The 17,635-nt window shown below is 55.7% G+C and carries 19 protein-coding genes; 7 read left to right on the top strand and 12 right to left on the bottom strand.

Going from position 1 to position 17,635, the window contains the following annotated elements:
• The first annotated feature begins 32 nt into the window (after positions 1–32).
• Positions 33–995 (top strand): NmrA/HSCARG family protein, encoded by a 963-nt coding sequence (locus ACN9MQ_RS11065; protein WP_426021085.1) that lies wholly within the window; start codon positions 33–35, stop codon positions 993–995.
• Between the two features lie 51 nt (positions 996–1,046).
• Here the strand turns inward: ACN9MQ_RS11065 and ACN9MQ_RS11060 are convergent, their stop codons facing one another.
• Both ACN9MQ_RS11060 and ACN9MQ_RS11055 read right to left on the bottom strand, forming a co-directional pair.
• The gene (locus ACN9MQ_RS11060) at positions 1,047–1,847 is read right to left on the bottom strand and encodes a PhzF family phenazine biosynthesis protein (RefSeq protein ID WP_032681016.1); all 801 of its coding nucleotides are present in this window, start codon (positions 1,845–1,847) and stop codon (positions 1,047–1,049) included.
• Between the two features lie 27 nt (positions 1,848–1,874).
• Complete coding sequence (locus ACN9MQ_RS11055) at positions 1,875–2,663, bottom strand: PhzF family phenazine biosynthesis protein (RefSeq protein WP_025204207.1); 789 nt, start codon at positions 2,661–2,663, stop codon at positions 1,875–1,877.
• Between the two features lie 177 nt (positions 2,664–2,840).
• Between ACN9MQ_RS11055 and ACN9MQ_RS11050 the strand changes: the two genes are divergently transcribed.
• Positions 2,841–4,037 carry a sugar transporter gene (locus ACN9MQ_RS11050; RefSeq protein WP_020884157.1) on the top strand — a complete coding sequence of 399 codons (1,197 nt, stop codon included), beginning with the start codon at positions 2,841–2,843 and terminating at the stop codon, positions 4,035–4,037.
• Positions 4,038–4,095: 58 nt separating this feature from the next.
• Here the strand turns inward: ACN9MQ_RS11050 and ACN9MQ_RS11045 are convergent, their stop codons facing one another.
• On the bottom strand, positions 4,096–4,761 hold the full coding sequence (locus tag ACN9MQ_RS11045; RefSeq protein WP_014170045.1) for a MarC family NAAT transporter: 666 nt from the start codon (positions 4,759–4,761) through the stop codon (positions 4,096–4,098).
• 256 nt (positions 4,762–5,017) lie between these two features.
• Here ACN9MQ_RS11045 and marR point away from each other — a divergent pair, with 256 nt between their 5' ends.
• The 3 genes from marR to marB are packed head-to-tail and all read left to right on the top strand — an operon-like array spanning position 5,018 to position 6,104.
• Positions 5,018–5,452 (top strand): multiple antibiotic resistance transcriptional regulator MarR, encoded by a 435-nt coding sequence (gene marR, locus ACN9MQ_RS11040; RefSeq protein ID WP_020884159.1) that lies wholly within the window; start codon positions 5,018–5,020, stop codon positions 5,450–5,452.
• Between the two features lie 20 nt (positions 5,453–5,472).
• A complete protein-coding gene (gene marA / locus ACN9MQ_RS11035; protein ID WP_008502237.1) occupies positions 5,473–5,853 on the top strand; it encodes an MDR efflux pump AcrAB transcriptional activator MarA in 381 nt (126 codons plus the stop codon).
• A 32-nt stretch (positions 5,854–5,885) separates the two neighbouring features.
• Entirely contained in the window at positions 5,886–6,104 is a 219-nt protein-coding gene (gene marB / locus ACN9MQ_RS11030; RefSeq protein WP_014170042.1) for a multiple antibiotic resistance protein MarB, read from the top strand.
• Positions 6,105–6,142: 38 nt separating this feature from the next.
• On the opposite strand, the gene eamA is transcribed toward marB, so the two are convergent.
• The gene (gene eamA, locus ACN9MQ_RS11025) at positions 6,143–7,042 is read right to left on the bottom strand and encodes an O-acetylserine/cysteine exporter (protein ID WP_223397828.1); all 900 of its coding nucleotides are present in this window, start codon (positions 7,040–7,042) and stop codon (positions 6,143–6,145) included.
• Positions 7,043–7,289: 247 nt separating this feature from the next.
• Between eamA and ydeE the strand changes: the two genes are divergently transcribed.
• On the top strand, positions 7,290–8,483 hold the full coding sequence (ydeE, locus tag ACN9MQ_RS11020) for an efflux MFS transporter YdeE (RefSeq protein WP_025204210.1): 1,194 nt from the start codon (positions 7,290–7,292) through the stop codon (positions 8,481–8,483).
• 48 nt (positions 8,484–8,531) lie between these two features.
• Here ydeE and zinT read toward each other — a convergent pair whose 3' ends face one another.
• The 8 genes from zinT to ACN9MQ_RS10980 form a co-directional block, all read right to left on the bottom strand.
• Positions 8,532–9,170, bottom strand: coding sequence for a metal-binding protein ZinT (zinT, locus tag ACN9MQ_RS11015; protein WP_041162947.1), 639 nt, complete (start codon positions 9,168–9,170; stop codon positions 8,532–8,534).
• 52 nt (positions 9,171–9,222) lie between these two features.
• Entirely contained in the window at positions 9,223–9,921 is a 699-nt protein-coding gene (gene urtE / locus ACN9MQ_RS11010; protein ID WP_014170038.1) for an urea ABC transporter ATP-binding subunit UrtE, read from the bottom strand.
• Between the two features lie 9 nt (positions 9,922–9,930).
• Complete coding sequence (urtD, locus tag ACN9MQ_RS11005; RefSeq protein WP_063214471.1) at positions 9,931–10,728, bottom strand: urea ABC transporter ATP-binding protein UrtD; 798 nt, start codon at positions 10,726–10,728, stop codon at positions 9,931–9,933.
• Positions 10,728–11,801, bottom strand: coding sequence for an urea ABC transporter permease subunit UrtC (gene urtC, locus ACN9MQ_RS11000; RefSeq protein WP_426021087.1), 1,074 nt, complete (start codon positions 11,799–11,801; stop codon positions 10,728–10,730). Before urtC ends, urtD begins: the two co-directional genes overlap by 1 nt.
• Positions 11,801–13,375 carry an urea ABC transporter permease subunit UrtB gene (urtB, locus tag ACN9MQ_RS10995; protein WP_426021088.1) on the bottom strand — a complete coding sequence of 525 codons (1,575 nt, stop codon included), beginning with the start codon at positions 13,373–13,375 and terminating at the stop codon, positions 11,801–11,803. Before urtB ends, urtC begins: the two co-directional genes overlap by 1 nt.
• A 24-nt stretch (positions 13,376–13,399) precedes the next feature.
• Entirely contained in the window at positions 13,400–14,671 is a 1,272-nt protein-coding gene (urtA, locus tag ACN9MQ_RS10990; protein WP_426021089.1) for an urea ABC transporter substrate-binding protein, read from the bottom strand.
• 203 nt (positions 14,672–14,874) lie between these two features.
• Positions 14,875–15,978, bottom strand: a complete 1,104-nt coding sequence (locus ACN9MQ_RS10985) for a cobalamin-independent methionine synthase II family protein (RefSeq protein ID WP_047356507.1) — start codon at positions 15,976–15,978, stop codon at positions 14,875–14,877.
• Positions 15,979–16,134: 156 nt separating this feature from the next.
• Entirely contained in the window at positions 16,135–16,548 is a 414-nt protein-coding gene (locus ACN9MQ_RS10980) for a rhodanese-like domain-containing protein (protein WP_059305983.1), read from the bottom strand.
• Positions 16,549–16,621: 73 nt separating this feature from the next.
• Here ACN9MQ_RS10980 and ftrA point away from each other — a divergent pair, with 73 nt between their 5' ends.
• Positions 16,622–17,623, top strand: coding sequence for a transcriptional regulator FtrA (gene ftrA / locus ACN9MQ_RS10975; protein WP_426021090.1), 1,002 nt, complete (start codon positions 16,622–16,624; stop codon positions 17,621–17,623).
• Positions 17,624–17,635: the final 12 nt, after the last annotated feature.

Below are 17,635 nucleotides of genomic sequence, written 5' to 3'. Positions count from 1 at the left end.
GCACTACCGCAACAACACAGAGCGAGAATGAAATGTCGTATGATAAAAAACCACTCATAACAGTTTTTGGTGCCACCAGTAAACAAGGACGTAGCGTAACCACAACCTTGCTGCAAAGTGGGCGCTATCGGGTGCGCGCCTTAACGCAAAACACGGACTCTCCTGCGGCGAAACAGCTGGCGGAACGGGGTGCTGAACTGAGACAAATCACCCTTAAGACGGGCAATGATGCGCATCTGATCGGGACGTTTGCCGAGTCAGACGGAGCGTTTCTGATGACACCGGGTTTCATCCCCGTATCGACGCAGATGCCAACGGGTGAAACGGCGCTGGGCTACAGGCTTGCAGATGCCGCCGTCAACGCCGGCGTAAAACACCTTGTCTTCAGCAGTCTGGAAAACGTCGAGAGAATAACGGCCGGAACTCTATGGGCTCCTCATTTCAGCGATAAGGGCCGAATTGAGGAGTACATCCGCACACTCCCCGTCAGCGCGTCGTTTATTCAACTGGCGTTCTTTTACACCAATCTGGCCGAATATTATCCGCCGCGTAAAGAAGGTGACGAGCTGATCTTTCCCCTCTATCTCCCGGAAGACGTTCGGGCGCCCTTTGTCGACCCGCTCACGGCAACCGGCCCTGCGGTGCTTGAGATGTTCGATAACCCCGAACACTACAACGGCATGACGTTACCCGTTGTCGGTGAGTGTCTTTCGCCGCGTGAGATGGTGGAAACCTTCACGGAGGTCACCGGCATAAAAGCCCGGTATCGCTCAGCCTACACGCGAGAAGAACTCCTTCACCACTTCCCCGATTTCGCAGACAACGCGGCACTGGTCAGTGAAATTACCGGCATGACGGAATATGCCGTGAACTACGGCTATTACGGAAAAGACCGGGATCTTACCTGGAGCAGAACCATAAACCCTGCCACCTTAACGTGGCGTGAATTTCTGATTGCGTCTGGCTGGCAGGGGGAAAAACGAACGTTTGATTAACGCAAGCCACCGTCATTCCCGATGATGAAATGACGGTGGCCCATTCCTGGCTTACATCGCCTGGCGTAAATAGATATGCCCTTTCAGATACAGGGTGGCCTGACCGCCGATTAACACCCGGTCCCCCGCCAGCTCACAGCGTAAATCCCCGCCCCGTCGCGAGACCTGGCGCGCGTTCAGCACGGTTTTGCCCAGCTTTTCGCTCCAGTAGGGAATCAACATGCTGTGAGTGGACCCCGTGACCGGATCTTCCGGCACCCCTTCTCCCGGACAGAAGAAGCGGCTGACGAAGTCATATTCATCGCCCGGTGCCGTGACGCAGACCATCTTATCCAGCGGAATCATTGCTGAGATATCCGGCGTAAGGGCCTCTACCTGCTGCTGGTTCTCCAGCACCACCATGTAGTCGCGCCCGACACGCACCTCTTTTGCCCGCTCAATGCCCAGCGCGCTCAACAGCAGCGCTGGCGGATTATCGACGACCGCCGTCGGCCAGGCCGGAAAGTTGAGCGTCAACCAGTCACCGCTGCGTTTTACCGTCAGCTCGCCGACGAAACGGGTGGTGAAGGTGATTTCCGTGTGTGGATAATCAAGGTATTCGAAAATGACATGCGATGCCGCCAGTGTGGCATGTCCACACAGGTTAATTTCGTCAAGGGTAGTGAACCAGCGCAGCTCGAATCCACCGTCAGTGCGTACGAAAAAGGCCGTTTCAGACTGATTGTGCTGTTGCGCCATGTTGAGCAGCGTCTCGTCCGGCAGCCACTCTTCCAGGGGGCAAACCGCCGCTGCGTTGCCGCCAAACGCCCTGTCGCTGAAGGCATCGACCAGATAGAAATCAATTTCCTGCATTGTCTCTTCCTCTTTTGTTATGGTTATTTAGCGCAGAAAGACGGTGCCTTTCAGATACAGCGAGGCCTGCCCGCTCATCAGCACGCGTGAACCTTTCAGTTCGCAGCGCAGATCACCGCCACGAGCCGACACCTGGCGGGCAAACATCGCTGTTTTACCCAGTTTTTCACTCCAGTAGGGAATAAGCATTGTATGCGCGGATCCGGTGACCGGATCTTCCCAGACGGCAACTCCCGGTGAGAAAAAGCGGCTCACAAAATCATAATCCCCCTCTCCCCGCGCCGTCACGCTGACCTTATGTTCGCCTGGCGTCATTGCCGAGATATTCGGCGCAAGCGCCTCAACCTGCTGGCGGTTTTCCAGAACCACCACCCAGGCTCGCCCCTTACGGGCTTCTACGTAATGGCCGATCCCCAGCGCTGCAAGCATCGCCGGCGGGGGCGTCTCTTCCTGCGTCGGGCATGCCGGGAAGTCCAGCGTCATCCAGTCCCCTTCCCGGCTAACCGTCAGCTGGCCAGAGGCGGTATCAAAGTGGATACGCGGGTCAGGATAGTTGAGTTCATTAAACAGGACGTACGCGGCTGCCAGTGTGGCATGTCCGCAAAGGTTGACTTCGGTAAGGGTGGTAAACCAGCGTAACTCAATTCCCGCTTTACTGCAGACGAAAAACGCCGTTTCCGACTGATTATGCTGCTGTGCCATTCTGAGCAGTGTCTCATCAGGCAACCATGCGTCTAACGGGCACACGGCCGCCGGGTTTCCACCAAAAGAAGCATTGCTGAACGCATCTACCAGATAAAAATCAATCTCCTGCATTGTCTTACCGCCTGTTTTTGTTGTGATGTTCTTTTATATTCAATGAAAACCATGCCCCCGGCTACCGCTTTTACCAGGTGAATTTTGAGATCTGCATCACATAATGGTTGAGTTTTCGCCGGTTGACGTTTTAAGATCGTCTCCTCTTCTTTTCAGCAACGAATCTCCGACATCGCTATGACAACGAACACAGTTACCCGCAGAGTCGCGTGGCTACGCGTGGTCACGCTGGCAATTGCCGCGTTTATTTTTAATACCACAGAATTTGTTCCGGTTGGGCTGTTGTCTGACATCGCTGAAAGTTTCCAGATGGAAACCGCGCAGGTGGGCATTATGTTGACCATCTATGCCTGGGTGGTGGCACTGATGTCACTGCCGTTTATGCTGCTGACCAGCCAGATGGAACGGCGAAAGCTGCTGATCGGGCTGTTTGCTCTGTTTATCGTCAGCCACGTCCTGTCGTTTCTGGCGTGGAACTTTACGGTGCTGGTCATCAGCCGCGTCGGTATTGCCTTTGCCCATGCCGTATTCTGGTCGATCACCGCGTCACTGGCCATCCGCCTGGCACCTGCGGGAAAACGCGCGCAGGCGCTGAGCCTGATAGCCACCGGCACGGCACTGGCTATGGTCCTGGGCCTGCCGATTGGCCGTATCGTTGGGCAATACTTTGGCTGGCGAACCACGTTCTTCGCTATCGGCATGGGGGCAATGATCACCCTGGTCTGCCTGATTAAACTGCTGCCGAAGCTGCCAAGCGAACACTCCGGCTCGCTGAAAAGCCTGCCGCTGTTAATGCGTCGTCCGGCATTGCTGAGTATCTATCTGCTGACGGTCATTGTGGTCACGGCACATTACACCGCCTACAGCTATATCGAGCCGTTCGTTCAGGTCGTGGCCGGCTTTAGCGCCAACTTTGCCACCGTTCTGCTGTTGATCCTGGGGGGCGCGGGCATTATTGGCAGTATTCTGTTTGGTAAGCTCGGCAATCAGCACGCGTCGGCGCTGGTCAGCAGCGCCATTGGTTTACTGCTGGCGTGCCTGGTGTTACTCATGCCAGCAGCGGGCAGCGAGGGTCATCTGGCCGTCCTGAGCCTGTTCTGGGGAGTGGCGATCATGATTATCGGTCTGGGTATGCAGGTGAAGGTGCTGGCCCTCGCGCCGGACGCAACGGATGTGGCGATGTCACTGTTCTCGGGGATTTTCAATCTCGGTATTGGCGCGGGCGCGCTTCTGGGAAATCAGATTAGCCTTCACGTGTCGATGTCGGCGATTGGCTATCTGGGTGCCATTCCGGCACTGGTGGCGCTCATCTGGTCCCTGCTCATCTTCCGTAAATGGCCGGTCGCACTGGAAGAACAGGCCCATCACGGGTAGACCGCAGTCAACGCAAAACGGCAACCGAGGTTGCCGTTTTGCATTACCGGGCGGGTGATTAATGGTACGTCTTAATAATCTCCAGCACGCCGTTGATAATAAACTGCACGCCCATACACACCAGTAAGAAGCCCATCAGGCGGGAAATCGCCTCAATACCGCCCTTGCCGACCCAGCGCATGATCGCGCCTGAACTGCGCAAGGATGCCCATACGATGATACCAATCAGTGCAAAAATCAGCGGGGGCGCAACCGTGATGACCCAGTCCGGAAAGGTCGAGCCATCCCGCACCGTTGACGCGGAGCTGATGATCATCGCAATCGTTCCTGGCCCCGCCGTACTTGGCATCGCCAGCGGGACAAAAGCAATATTCGCGCTGGGCTCGGTTTCCAGCTCTTCGGATTTGCTTTTGGCCTCAGGTGACTCATGCGCTTTCTGCGCAGGGAACAGCATACGGAACCCGATGAAGGCGACAATCAGTCCGCCGGCAATACGCAGACCCGGGATGGAGATTCCGAAGGTGTTCATCACCAGCTGTCCGGCGTAGTAAGCCACCATCATGATGGCAAACACATAGACCGAGGCCATCATCGACTGATGGTTACGCTCGGCGCTGTTCATGTTCCCTGCCAGCCCCAGGAAGAGCGCAACCGTCGTTAGCGGGTTAGCCAACGGCAGCAGTACCACCAGCCCCAGACCAATTGCTTTAATCAAATCCAACATAGTGCGTCGTTGTCCTTATCCATGTTTATCACCGCAATTATAGGGTGAAAGTGTGACGTTCAGCCATTCGCTCAACGTAACGATTATTTACGGTCATTAACGATAACCCTTCGTTATCTATTTGAATTGAAAGCATGCAAAAAAAGTTCATGAAACGTTTTAGCAATTCGTGGCATCCGCTGATCCATTCAGTTGACTTATACTTGCCTGAGCAATAATATCTGCCGTGACTAAACTACTTGCCAGGGCAACCATTGTGAAAAGCACCAGTGATCTCTTTAACGACATTATTCCGCTGGGTCGTCTTATTCATATGGTTAACCAGAAAAAAGATCGCCTGCTCAATGACTATCTGTCACCGCTGGATATCACCGCCACGCAGTTCAAAGTGCTGTGCTCCATTCGCTGCGAAGTGTGTATCACGCCGGTTGAGCTGAAAAAGGTGCTCTCTGTCGATCTGGGTGCGCTAACCCGCATGCTCGATCGTCTCGTTTGCAAAGGATGGATAGAACGAAGCCCTAACCCGAATGACAAACGCGGCGTCCTGGTGAAACTCACCAGCGATGGCGCGGCTATGTGCGAGCAATGTCATCAACTAGTAGGACAAACACTGCATCAGGAACTAACAAAAAACTTAACGGCAGATGAAGTGGCAACGCTTGAGCTTTTGCTTAAGAAAATACTGCCGTAAACAGAAAAAGAGGTATGACGATGTCCAGACGCAATACTGACGCTATTACTATTCATAGCATTTTGGACTGGATCGAAGATAACCTGGAATCGCCGCTCTCCCTTGAAAAAGTGTCAGAGCGTTCAGGTTACTCCAAATGGCACCTGCAACGGATGTTCAAAAAAGAGACCGGCCATTCATTAGGTCAATATATTCGCAGCCGCAAGCTGACGGAAATTGCCCAGAAGCTGAAAGAAAGCAATGAGCCGATCCTCTATCTGGCGGAACGTTACGGTTTTGAATCACAGCAAACCCTGACGCGTACGTTTAAGAACTACTTCGACGTGCCGCCTCACAAATACCGTATTACCAGCGTGCCGGGTGAATCCCGATACCTGTATCCACTAAAACATTGTAGTTAATCATCGCCTGTAAAGACGTAACCGAGGAAATCATGAAAGTTACAGCCTCCGCCGCCCTCGCCTTGCTGGTGCTGTTTTCCAGCCAGACCTTCGCGGAGCAAACCCCTCGTGCAACGCAGCAAAATAATCGTGACACGATGATTTTGCCGTCAGCACATGACCAGTCACCTTATGACTTCAACCACATGGGTGCTGGTAGTGACAAATCCGACGAGTTAGGCGTGCCTTATTATAATCAGCACAGCTTCTGATTCGTTTTTGCCCCGCGGATGCGGGGCTTTTTTTATGCCTATCCTCTTGCCCGCGTTACCCGACGCACGCGCAAACCAAACACGTTGATGTACAGCCCGGCCATGATCAGCACGGTCCCCAGCAGCTGCAGCGCACTCAGCTTTTCATCGAGCAACAGCGCGGCGCTGGCCAACCCTACCACCGGAACCAGCAGGGATAACGGCGCAACGCGCCAGGTTTCGTAGCGACCCAGCAGCGATCCCCAGATCCCGTAACCAATAATGGTGGCCACAAACGCCAGGTAGATCAGCGATAAAATGGTGGTGAGATCGATTTCCACCAGGCTTTTCAGCATCACGTCCGGCCCATCAAAAATGAGCGCCGCAACCATAAACGGAACAATGGGGATCAAGGCGCTCCAGACCACCAGCGACATCACCTTCGGGCGCGCCTCATGCTGCATAATCAGCTTGTTGAAGATATTCCCGCAGGCCCAGCTCAGCCCCGCTGCCAGCGTTAACATAAAGCCCAGTAACGCCACGTGCTGCCCGTTCAGGCTGGCTTCTATCAGCACCAGCACGCCGAACACCGCAAGAGTGATCCCCGCCAGCTGTTTACCCTGCAGACGCTCGCCAAAGACAAACGCCCCGAGAATGATGGTAAAGAACGCCTGAGCCTGTAACACCAGAGAAGCCAGACCGGCGGGCATCCCGAACTTAATGGCGCAGAACAGAAACGCGAACTGGCCAAAGCTGATGGTCAGGCCGTATCCCAGTAAGAGTCTGAACGGAATTTTCGGGCGCGCGACAAAGAAGAGCGCCGGGAAGGCCACCAGCAGAAAACGCAAACCGGCCAGCATGAGTGGGGGCATGTTATGCAACCCAAGCTTGATGACCACAAAATTCAGACCCCATACGATGACCACCAGCAACGCCAGCAGCCCGTCTTTTCGCGTCATACTCTGCCCCTGAATGATTAAATTTTTGTAAACACTTCAAGGTAACGAAAAAAACATGCCACGAGAAGATCATTATTTCTGGCAGTCAACTGAAGCACTTACGGATAAATTAGGCGCTATACAAGCCCCTTATGTCGTGATACTCCTGATATATACCTAAAATAATACACGTTGCAGGATGGCGGCGAGCAAGCGCGGCCAGAATCTCTGCGGCTCAAAAAAACAAACGCAATTGTCAGGCAGGAATATGAAACCATCACTCAGGCGCTCAACCGCAGCGCTGCTGGCGTCGTCGTTATTATTAACCATTGGTCGTGGGGCAACGCTGCCGTTTATGACCATCTATCTCACGCGCGTATTTAATATGAGCGTTGAGAATATTGGTTATGCCCTGACCATTGCGCTTACCGTCGGTGTGGTATTCAGTATGGGGTTTGGCATCCTCGCCGATAAGTTTGATAAAAAGCGCTACATGCTGATTTCTATCGTCGCCTTTATTGCCGGGTTTGTTGCTATCCCGCTGGTGGATAACGTCACGCTGGTGGTGCTCTTCTTTTCCCTGATTAACTGCGCCTATTCGGTGTTTTCAACGGTGCTGAAGGCCTGGTTTGCCGATGTGCTGACCTCGAGTCAAAAAGCGCGCGTTTTCTCGCTAAACTATAGCTTCCTGAACATTGGCTGGACGATCGGGCCGCCGGTGGGCACCTTACTGGTGATGTACAGCCTGCAGCTGCCGTTCTGGCTGGCCGCTTTTTGTGCCGCACTGCCGCTCGGTTTTATCCATTTCTTTGTGCAAAAAAGCGTTGCGCTCGATGCCACCGAAGAGAAAATGCCGTGGCAACCGTCAGTACTGCTTAAAGACCGTGCCCTCTTCTGGTACACCCTTTCCGGCCTGCTGGCGTCGTATGTGGGCGGGTCATTCGCCAGCTGTATTTCGCAGTACGTGCTGGCTGCGAATGCCGACAGCAACTTTGCGCAAAACGTGGTCGCCGTGGTGCTGCCGGTGAATGCTGCGGTGGTCGTCACCCTGCAATATGTTATCGGTCGCAAGATCTCCGCCACCAATATACGTCCGCTGATGACGGTGGGAACACTCTTCTTCGTCCTGGGTCTGGGCGGTTTTATGCTCTCCGGGGAAAACCTGGTCTACTGGGGCATTGCGGCAGCGGTGTTTACGCTGGGTGAGATTATCTATGCACCGGGCGAATATATGCTGATCGACAATATTGCCCCGCCGGGTATGAAAGCGAGTTACTTCTCTGCCCAGGCGCTGGGCTGGCTTGGGGCGGCGGCAAACCCGATGATCACCGGTATTATCCTTACCAACCTGCCGCACTGGTCACTGTTTGCGATCATGATGGTTGCCATCGTGATTGCCTGGCTGATGATTTTGCGCGGGATGAGCGTGAAGGCGTGGTGCGAAATGCCGAAAGTGGCTTAAGTCCTCAACGCCGGGCGGCATGACGCCCACCCGGCATCGGGCAGGCCATTAATGGTGCAGCATCTCGTCGACCACCTGCTGTTTGTACATTTCGTTCGGGTAGTACGTCGGCCAGTTATCCATCTCTTTTAGCAGCGCCTCGTGGGAGGTGTTGCCCATAAAGATATGGAAATGGGAAGAGGCTTTTGGGGCGATGGTATGGTCGCTGAACTGGACAAACTTCGGCGCCTTGCTGTCCGGATCTTTACACTCGAACAGATAGCGAACCCCTTTCTTACCTGATGCATAAGTCAGGATCTTATAGCCGCTGTAATCATACTGGCAGCGACTGATAGCCTTACCTTTGTGGAATTCCATCACGTTGTTTTCGATGCCGATAGCCTCAACGTCCGTCGCATACCCTGTGCGGTAGTAAGCTTTCACCTCGTCGAAGGATTTTTTATCCTTCTGCGCTTTCTGTTTAAAAACCGGATCCAGCGCGCCATCGAGCAAAAACGGATAGACGGATTGCCATGTCCCATCCCAGTCAGACAGCTTTCTGTCTTTGACGTCTTTATCCTCAAAGACGCCGTTCGCCGCCTTCTGTTCCGCTTCCGTCATCTGATGACCATGCGAATGGGCAAACAGCTGACCGCTTACCAGCAGCGCCCCCAGAGTCATTGCAAATTTGCCAATATGTGCAGCCAAAACAAACTCCTCACTCCGTTTTATGAGAATGAGAATGTTATAATATAACATATCAAATCGCAACCAGTCCGCGAACGCCCTCTTGTTCCATTGTATCGCCCCGTCCACGCTGAATGATGGTCCCGCGCGACATCAGCAGATAGCTGTCGGCAAGTTCAGCGGCGAAATCGTAAAACTGCTCTACGAGCAGGATTGCCATATCCCCTCTGTCCGCCAGCTTGCGGATCACCAGGCCTATCTCTTTGATTACCGACGGCTGAATACCTTCCGTGGGTTCATCGAGGATTAACAGCTGTGGCCGGCTCGCCAGGGCGCGACCAATCGCCAGTTGTTGCTGCTGACCGCCGGAGAGATCGCCTCCACGACGATGCTTCATCTCTTTAAGCACCGGGAACAACTGCCAGATATCCTCCGGGACGCGCTTTGCGTCGCGGGCGGGGAAGCGTGACAGCCCGAGCAACAGATTCTCCTCGACCGTTAAGCGTGGAAAAATCTCACGCCCCTGCGGAACATAGGCCACACCGGACTGCACGCGCTGGTGCGGTTTGCTATGGGTGATTTTTTTCCCCTGCCAGATAATGTCGCCTGTTTTTACCGGGATCAGGCCCATCAGACACTTCAGCAGCGTGGTTTTCCCTACCCCGTTGCGCCCCAGCAGGCAGGTCACTTCGCCGGTCGCCGCCTCAAAGCTGACCCCGCGCAGAATATGACTGCCGCCGTAATACTGATTCAGTTCGTTCACCTGTAACATGACGGCTCCTTAGCGTCCCAGATAGACTTCTATGACCTGCTCATTGGCCTGTACCTGGCGAAGTGACCCCTCCGCCAGCACGCGTCCCTGGTGCAGCACCGTCACGTGGTCGGCAATGGTTTCGACAAAGCCCATATCGTGCTCGACCACCATCAGGGAGTGTTTGCCCGCAAGGGTTCTGAACAGCTCAGCCGTATAGTCGGTCTCCGCGTCGGTCATTCCGGCCGCCGGTTCATCCAGCAACAGCAGATGCGGGTCCTGCACCAGCAGCATGCCAATCTCCAGAAACTGCTTTTGCCCGTGCGAAAGCAGCCCGGCGCGGCGATTGCGCTCGCCGCCAAGCCGCAGCAAGAGCAGCATCTCGTCAATACGGTCCCGCTGCTCGCCGTTGAGTCTGGCCCGCAGGCTCGCCCAGACGGATTTGTCGGTTTTCATCGCAATCTCAAGGTTTTCCCACACCGTGAGCGCTTCAAAGACCGTGGGCTTCTGGAACTTACGTCCGATGCCCTGGCGGGCAATCTCGGCGGGTTCGAGCGCCGTCAGGTCGATGGACTGATCGTACAGCGCTCTGCCGCTTTTAGGCCGCGTTTTGCCGGTAATCACGTCCATTAACGTCGTTTTTCCCGCACCGTTGGGGCCAATCACGCAGCGCAATTCACCCACGCCAATGTTCAGTGAGAGGTCCGTCAGCGCCTGAAAACCATCGAAATTCACGTTGATGGCTTCAAGCTGCAGTACCGGATCGGTCTGGTCGCGATAGCGATCCCCGGGTAACTGGCGGGTAAATAATTCTTCGGCTGGCTGCATTAGTGTTCTCCCTTACGAAACAGACCGTAGACACCGCGCGGTAAAAACAGCGTCACGGCGATGAAAATCAGCCCCAGAAACAGCTGCCAGTATTCCGGCAGGGCGACGGTAAAGACGCTCTTCGCACCGTTCACCAGCGCCGCGCCTATCACCGGGCCGACCAGCGTGCCGCGCCCCCCCAGCGCGACCCAGATGGCCGCTTCAATTGAGTTGGTTGGCGACATTTCACCCGGGTTGATAATGCCCACCTGCGGCACATACAGTCCACCGGCCAGACCGCAAAGTACGGCTGATAGTGTCCACACCAGCAACTTGAAACCGCGGGGATCGTACCCGCAAAACGTCAGGCGGTTTTCGGCGTCACGCACTGCGGTCAGAATGCGACCGAACTTACTTTTCGCCAGCGCGAAGCCTGTGCCCAGCGCTATCAGCAACAGCATCACGGTAGCCAGAAACAGCGCAATACGGGTGGTGGTCGCGGTAACGGAAAACCCGAGCAGCGTGGTAAAACCGGTAAATCCGTTATTCCCGCCAAAGCCGGTTTCATTGCGAAAGAACAGCAACATCCCCGCGTACGTCAGCGCCTGGGTCATGATCGAAAAATAGACCCCTTTGATTTTTGAGCGAAAGGCAAACCAGCCAAACACCAGCGCCAGCAGCCCCGGCACCATCACAATTAATACCAGTGCCCAGACAAAGTGCTGCGTCCCCCACCAGAACCACGGCAGTTCACTCCAGGAGAGAAACGACATAAACGCGGGCAGCCCGTCACCCGCCGCCTGGCGCATCAGGTACATGCCCATCGCATAGCCGCCCAGCGCGAAGAAGATACCGTGACCCAGGGAGAGCATTCCGGCATAGCCCCACACCAGATCGAGCGCCACGGCGACAATGGCATAGCAGAGGATCTTACCCGTGAGCGTGAGCATCCAGGTCGAAATCGCCAGCGGATGCGTCGCGGGCAGTAAGGCGAAAAACGGTAAAATCAGCAGGCAGGCCACGATCAGGCTACCGGCTATCTGCGTCGTGCGTGGCGCTTTGCGCGCCAGCGTTAAGGTAAGCGGCTGGCTCATCAGTCAGTAACCCTCCCTTTCAGTGCGAATAACCCCTGCGGACGTTTCTGAATAAACAGAATAATCGCCACCAGGATCAGGATCTTGCCCAATACCGCCCCCATTTGCGGTTCGAGAATTTTATTAAAGATCCCCAGCCCAAACGCCGCGGCCACGCTACCCGCCAGTTGACCCACCCCGCCAAGCACCACCACGAGGAACGAGTCGATGATGTAACCCTGGCCCAGTTCTGGCCCAACGTTGCCTAACTGCGATAACGCCACGCCCCCCAGACCCGCAATCCCCGAGCCAAGCCCAAAGGCCAGCATATCGACGCGACCTGTCGGTACCCCGCAGCAGGCCGCCATGCTGCGATTTTGCGTCACTGCGCGCACGTTCAGACCAAGACGGGTTTTGTTCAGAATGAGCCACGTGAAGAACAGCACCAGCAGCACAAAACCCAGTACCACAATGCGGTTCCACGGCAGCGTCAGATTGGCAAACACCTGCACGCCACCGGACAGCCATGCCGGGTTTGCCACCTCCAGGTTCTGGGCACCAAACGTCATGCGTACCAGCTGAATAATCATCAGGCTAATACCCCATGTCGCCAGCAGCGTTTCCAGCGGTCGGCCATACAAATGACGAATAACGGTACGTTCGAGCACCATCCCGATGCTGGCGGTCACAAGAAACGCCACCGGCAGCGCAACGATCGGGTAGAGCGCCAGCCACTGTGGGGCGAAGCCGGCCATCACCTGCTGAACCATCCAGGTGGCGTACGCGCCCAGCATCAGCATCTCCCCGTGGGCCATGTTAATCACCCCCAGCAGGCCGTAGGTAATTGCCAGCCCCAGCGCGGCGAGCAACAGTACCGACCCCAGCGAGAGCCCCATAAACGCCTGACCAAGCAGATCGCCCCACATCAGGCGATGCTCAATCTGTTTCAGACTTTCGGCAGCGGCAGCACGCACGCCGGCATCCGGCTCCGATGCGGCCTGCGTATACGGCATCAGCCGGGGCTGAACGTCCGGATCGTCTGATTGCCCTAACAGCGCCACAGCGTTCAGGCGCACCGCAGCCTGCGGACTTGCCAGCTGGAGGTTCGCCAGCGCCAGCTTCAGCGACTGACGGGCCACATCATCCGTTTCGCTGCTCACCCGTTTTTGCAGGAACTCGAGCATTTCAGGCTGCGCATCCCGCTGGAGTTGACGGGCTGCCGCACGTCTTTCCGTGACACTGTCACTCACGAGCTGATGGGTTGCCATTGCCGTCGCCACCAGATTGCGCAGCCTGTTGGTCAGACGCACGGCTTTGGTTTGGCCTGCTGCGGCTTTTGTTTCACCCAGGGGAACCATTGCCCCCTGGCGTTGTGCAAACGCATGTTTCTGGCTGTCGGTGTAGAGACTTTCACTCTGCAGCGCCTGGAGCAGCGGCAACCGTGCCGCCTCCGGCGCGGTTGCCCACTGCGTCAACAGTTCTGCCTGCTGGCTGCGACTGGCGGCCACGAATTGGTCGGCATCCGATGCCTGCACCATCCCTGGCAGCAGTCCGGTAAGCCACACAATAGCGATGATCGTGCGTATGGCGTTCATGACTTTTCTCCCTGCGGTGATAACTTAGTTGCTGGCGGTTTTCATCGGCTGATCGGGCTTTTTGTCATTACCGGCAATGAAGGGACTCCACGGCTGGGCGCGCACCGGCTGTTCCGTCTGCCAGACCACATTAAACTGGCCGTTACCTTCAATTTCGCCAATCATGACCGGCTTATGCAGATGGTGGTTGGTGGCATCCATGGTGAGCGTAAAGCCCGAAGGTGCCTTGAAGGACTGACCGGCCATTGCCGCCCGAACTTTATCGACGTCGGTGGTACCTGCTTTTTCAACCGCCTGCGCCCACATGTGGATCCCGACGTAGGTGGCTTCCATCGGGTCGTTGGTGACCACGGTGTCGGCGTTCGGCAATTTGTGTGCCCTGGCATACGCTTTGTAATCCGCCACAAACGCCTGGTTGGTCGGGTTATCAACGGACTCAAAGTAGTTCCACGCCGCCAGGTTGCCCACCAGCGGTTTGGTGTCGATCCCGCGCAGCTCCTCTTCTCCCACGGAGAAGGCTACAACCGGAACATCGGTAGCTTTCAGGCCCTGGTTAGCCAGCTCTTTATAGAACGGAACGTTGGAGTCGCCGTTGATGGTGGAAACCACCGCGGTTTTCCCTCCGGCAGAGAATTTTTTGATACTGGAAACGATTGTCTGGTAATCGCTGTGACCAAACGGGGTGTATACCTCTTCAATGTCTTTGTCTTCCACCCCTTTCGAATGCAGGAAAGCACGCAAGATTTTGTTCGTGGTGCGGGGATAAACGTAGTCGGTGCCTAACAGGAAGAAGCGTTTCGCGCTGCCTCCGTCTTCACTCATCAGGTACTCCACCGCCGGGATAGCCTGCTGGTTTGGCGCGGCACCGGTATAGAAGACGTTAGGTGACATCTCTTCACCCTCATACTGCACCGGGTAGAACAGCAGTCCGTTCAGCTCCTCAAACACCGGCAGCACCGATTTACGCGACACCGACGTCCAGCAACCAAACACCACCGCTACTTTGTTCTGGCTCAACAGCTGGCGCGCTTTTTCGGCAAACAGCGGCCAGTTCGAGGCCGGGTCAACCACTACCGGTTCCAGCTTCTTACCCAGCACGCCCCCTTTGGCGTTGATCTCATCGATGGTCATCAGCGCAACGTCTTTAAGCGGCGTTTCAGAAATCGCCATCGTGCCGGAAAGGGAATGCATGATCCCCACCTTGATGGTATCGGCCGCCTGAGCGCCAAAACTCATCCCCATAGCTACGACAGACGCGGACAATGCGAAGGCTTTTAATAAGGTACGACGGTGCATATTTTCACTCCTGAAAAAGAAAGCTGTGCAAAGGCGTCCGTTACGGCGTGGACGCAGAAAATAAAAACGTCAGCTTAGAGAGAGCAAAAAGGATGCCAGGATGGATAAAGCGCTATGACAGGAGAAGTAACGAAGGATGTAAAAAGAACGACTCAGAATGGTACAGCGCTGCACTTTTATAATGCAGCGCTGTGGCGGAAGGTTTACCAGACTTCGCTGGCGATCTGCGTCACCAGGCGGACTTTGTCCCACTGCTGGGTTTCGCTCAGGCTGTTGCCCTCTTCGGTAGAGGCAAATCCGCACTGCGGGCTCAGGCAAATCTGCTCTTTAGCCACATATTTCGCCGCCTCTTCCAGACGCGCCTTCACCCCTTCCGGGTTCTCCAGCTCGCCATTTTTGGTGGTGATAAGGCCGAGCACCACCTGCTGCTTGCCCGGGCGAACAAAACGCAGTGGCGCAAAATCACCGCTCCGGTCATTGTCGTACTCAAGGAAAAAGGCATCCACGTTGACCGTCCCGAACAGCACTTCAGCCACCGGCTCATAGCCCCCTTCGGAAATCCAGGTTGAACGGAAGTTTCCGCGACAGACATGCAGCCCGATGGTGAGATCGTCCGGCTTGCCCTCCAGTGCCTTATTCAGAACGCGGGCATATATACGCGCCAGCTCGTCGGCATCGTCACCACGCTCGCGGATCTGACGACGTTGATCGTCCGAACAGAGATAGGCCCAGACGGTGTCATCCAGCTGCAGATAACGGCAGCCCGCGTCGTAAAACGCCCGGATCGCGTCCCGCCAGGTGGTCGCCAGATCGTCAAAATAGTCCTTCAGATCCGGGTAGACCGTCGCATCAATGTCTTTGCGTCCACCGCGGAAATGCAGCACGCTCGGGCTGGGAATGGTCATCTTCGGCTGAGCATTCCCGCTAATGCTTTTCAGGTAGCGGAAATCCTCCAGCATCGGGTGATCGCCAAAGCCCAGTTTGCCGGTCACGCGCACGCCGTGGGCTTTGGTCTGTACACCGTTGAACTGAATACCCTGCTGAGAATCGTAACGCTCAACACCCTGCAGACCGTCGAAGAAATCAAAGTGCCACCAGGCACGACGAAATTCACCGTCGGTCACCACATGCAAGCCACAGGCGCACTGCTGCTCGACAACATGGCGGATCGCCTCATCCTCAACCGCACGAAGCTGCCCGGCATCAATTTCGCCGCTGGCGAATTTCAGGCGAGCCTGTTTGATGGCATCCGGACGTAAAAAGCTGCCAACTACATCGGCGCGGTATGGGGCATGGTGTCGTTGCATGGAAATCTCCTCTATCTGCCGACAATAATTGCCTGCAGTGATAATTCATTATTTGAATCTTTAGACTTCTGGATGTCTAAATGTCCAAAAAAGATGTCATACCTGCCGCCAGCCGGCAAACGAGAAAATTTCACGGGTGTTGAAAAAAATTCATCTTCACAGTGCGGAGAGCGATTCCTGGCTCGCAAACTCAAACTTTTCATCTTCCCAGCCGGTGATCCCACCAAGCATAATTTTCACCGGCAGCCCCAGACGCGCCAGCTTCAGCGCGGCTCTGTCCGCACCGTTGCAGTGAGGCCCGGCGCAATAGACCACAAACAGCGTGCCGTCAGGCCACTGGGCCATGCGTTCGGCGGTGATCTGACTCCACGGCATATGTAGCGCACCGGGAACGTGACGGCGGGCGAACTGCTGCGGGCTCCCGACGACGTGCAGCAGGACGAAATCCTGTTCGTGATTCGTGATGGCATGATGCACATCGGCGCAATCGGTCTCGACGCTCAGGCGGCGCAGAAAATGGGTAACGGCTTCCTGGGGTTCAGCAGCCGGAAATTCAGTAACATAACTCATGATCCTTCCTCATCTTTGGCGTTTGTGTTAACACTACTCTATCCACAAATTCAGCCCGTGAATGCGCTCGCTTATGCCAGAAAACAGCAAAAAGATGACAAACTTAAGACAGATTTCCCGCCCTCAGGTCATTGTGCTGGCGTATGACGGTTTGTGTACCTTTGAGTTTGGCGTGGCAGTGGAAATCTTTGGTCTGCCGCGTCCGGAGCTGGGAGACGAATGGTATCGTTTTGCCGTCGCGGGCGTAGACAGCGGTGAACTTCGGGCGACCGGCGGGATTCGCCTCATCACCGACGGCGATTTAACCCTGCTTGAGACGGCCGACCTGATCGTTGTGCCCGGCTGGCGAGGACTGGATTCACCGGTTCCGCCCGCGCTCTGCGCGGCATTACGTAAGGCCAATGCGCGGGGATGCCAGCTTTTGTCGATCTGTTCCGGCGTGTTTGTTCTTGCCGCTGCCGGGCTGCTGGATGGGCGTAAAGCCACAACGCACTGGCGCTATATTGAGGCGCTTAAGGCCCGTTACCCGGCCATCGAGGTGGTTGAAGATGTACTATATCAGGACGACGGCGACATTCTCACCTCGGCGGGCAGCGCGGCAGGCATCGATTTATGCCTGCACGTAGTCCGGCGGGATTATGGGATGGAAATCGCCAACACCGTAGCGCGTCGTCTGGTCATTCCGCCGCACCGGGATGGCTCACAGCCGCAGCAGCTAAGCCGCCCGGTGGCGCAACTGCGCGAAAGTCAGCGTCTCGGTCAGCTGTTTGATTTTCTGCACACCCATCTTGCCGTATCGCACAGCGTTGATTCACTGGCGCGTCGGGTCGGCATGAGTCAACGCACCTTTCTGCGCCGCTTTCAGGATGCGACCGGCACCACGCCCGCGCGCTGGCTGCTCAATGAGCGCCTGCTGAGGGCAAAAGATTATCTGGAAAGCAGTCGCTTAAGTATCGACAGCATCGCGGAGCAGACCGGATTCGGTCAGGCATCGACCTTGCGTCACCATTTTCGGCAGCAGTTCGCCCTTTCCCCGGCCCAGTATCGCAAACACTATTCGCGTCCTGACCGCTAGTGGCCGGATTGC

The sequence above is a fragment of the Enterobacter sp. R-25 genome, from assembly GCF_049913205.1.
Lineage (GTDB): Bacteria > Pseudomonadota > Gammaproteobacteria > Enterobacterales > Enterobacteriaceae > Enterobacter > Enterobacter ludwigii.
This window is presented reverse-complemented; position numbering and strand designations above follow the sequence as displayed.

Bases quoted from the DNA above. Each gene is read 5' to 3' on its own strand.
- urtC (WP_426021087.1), bottom strand. From the start codon at position 11,801: ATGAGCCAGCCGCTTACCTTAACGCTGGCGCGCAAAGCGCCACGCACG.
- ydeE (WP_025204210.1), top strand. From the start codon at position 7,290: ATGAAACCATCACTCAGGCGCTCAACCGCAGCGCTGCTGGCGTCGTCG.
- ACN9MQ_RS10980 (WP_059305983.1), bottom strand. From the start codon at position 16,548: ATGAGTTATGTTACTGAATTTCCGGCTGCTGAACCCCAGGAAGCCGTT.
- marB (WP_014170042.1), top strand. From the start codon at position 5,886: ATGAAAGTTACAGCCTCCGCCGCCCTCGCCTTGCTGGTGCTGTTTTCC.
- urtE (WP_014170038.1), bottom strand. From the start codon at position 9,921: ATGTTACAGGTGAACGAACTGAATCAGTATTACGGCGGCAGTCATATT.
- eamA (WP_223397828.1), bottom strand. From the start codon at position 7,042: ATGACGCGAAAAGACGGGCTGCTGGCGTTGCTGGTGGTCATCGTATGG.
- ftrA (WP_426021090.1), top strand. From the start codon at position 16,622: ATGCCAGAAAACAGCAAAAAGATGACAAACTTAAGACAGATTTCCCGC.
- ACN9MQ_RS11055 (WP_025204207.1), bottom strand. From the start codon at position 2,663: ATGCAGGAGATTGATTTTTATCTGGTAGATGCGTTCAGCAATGCTTCT.
- ACN9MQ_RS10985 (WP_047356507.1), bottom strand. From the start codon at position 15,978: ATGCAACGACACCATGCCCCATACCGCGCCGATGTAGTTGGCAGCTTT.
- ACN9MQ_RS11065 (WP_426021085.1), top strand. From the start codon at position 33: ATGTCGTATGATAAAAAACCACTCATAACAGTTTTTGGTGCCACCAGT.
- urtB (WP_426021088.1), bottom strand. From the start codon at position 13,375: ATGAACGCCATACGCACGATCATCGCTATTGTGTGGCTTACCGGACTG.
- urtD (WP_063214471.1), bottom strand. From the start codon at position 10,728: ATGCAGCCAGCCGAAGAATTATTTACCCGCCAGTTACCCGGGGATCGC.
- marA (WP_008502237.1), top strand. From the start codon at position 5,473: ATGTCCAGACGCAATACTGACGCTATTACTATTCATAGCATTTTGGAC.
- ACN9MQ_RS11045 (WP_014170045.1), bottom strand. From the start codon at position 4,761: ATGTTGGATTTGATTAAAGCAATTGGTCTGGGGCTGGTGGTACTGCTG.
- ACN9MQ_RS11060 (WP_032681016.1), bottom strand. From the start codon at position 1,847: ATGCAGGAAATTGATTTCTATCTGGTCGATGCCTTCAGCGACAGGGCG.
- urtA (WP_426021089.1), bottom strand. From the start codon at position 14,671: ATGCACCGTCGTACCTTATTAAAAGCCTTCGCATTGTCCGCGTCTGTC.
- ACN9MQ_RS11050 (WP_020884157.1), top strand. From the start codon at position 2,841: ATGACAACGAACACAGTTACCCGCAGAGTCGCGTGGCTACGCGTGGTC.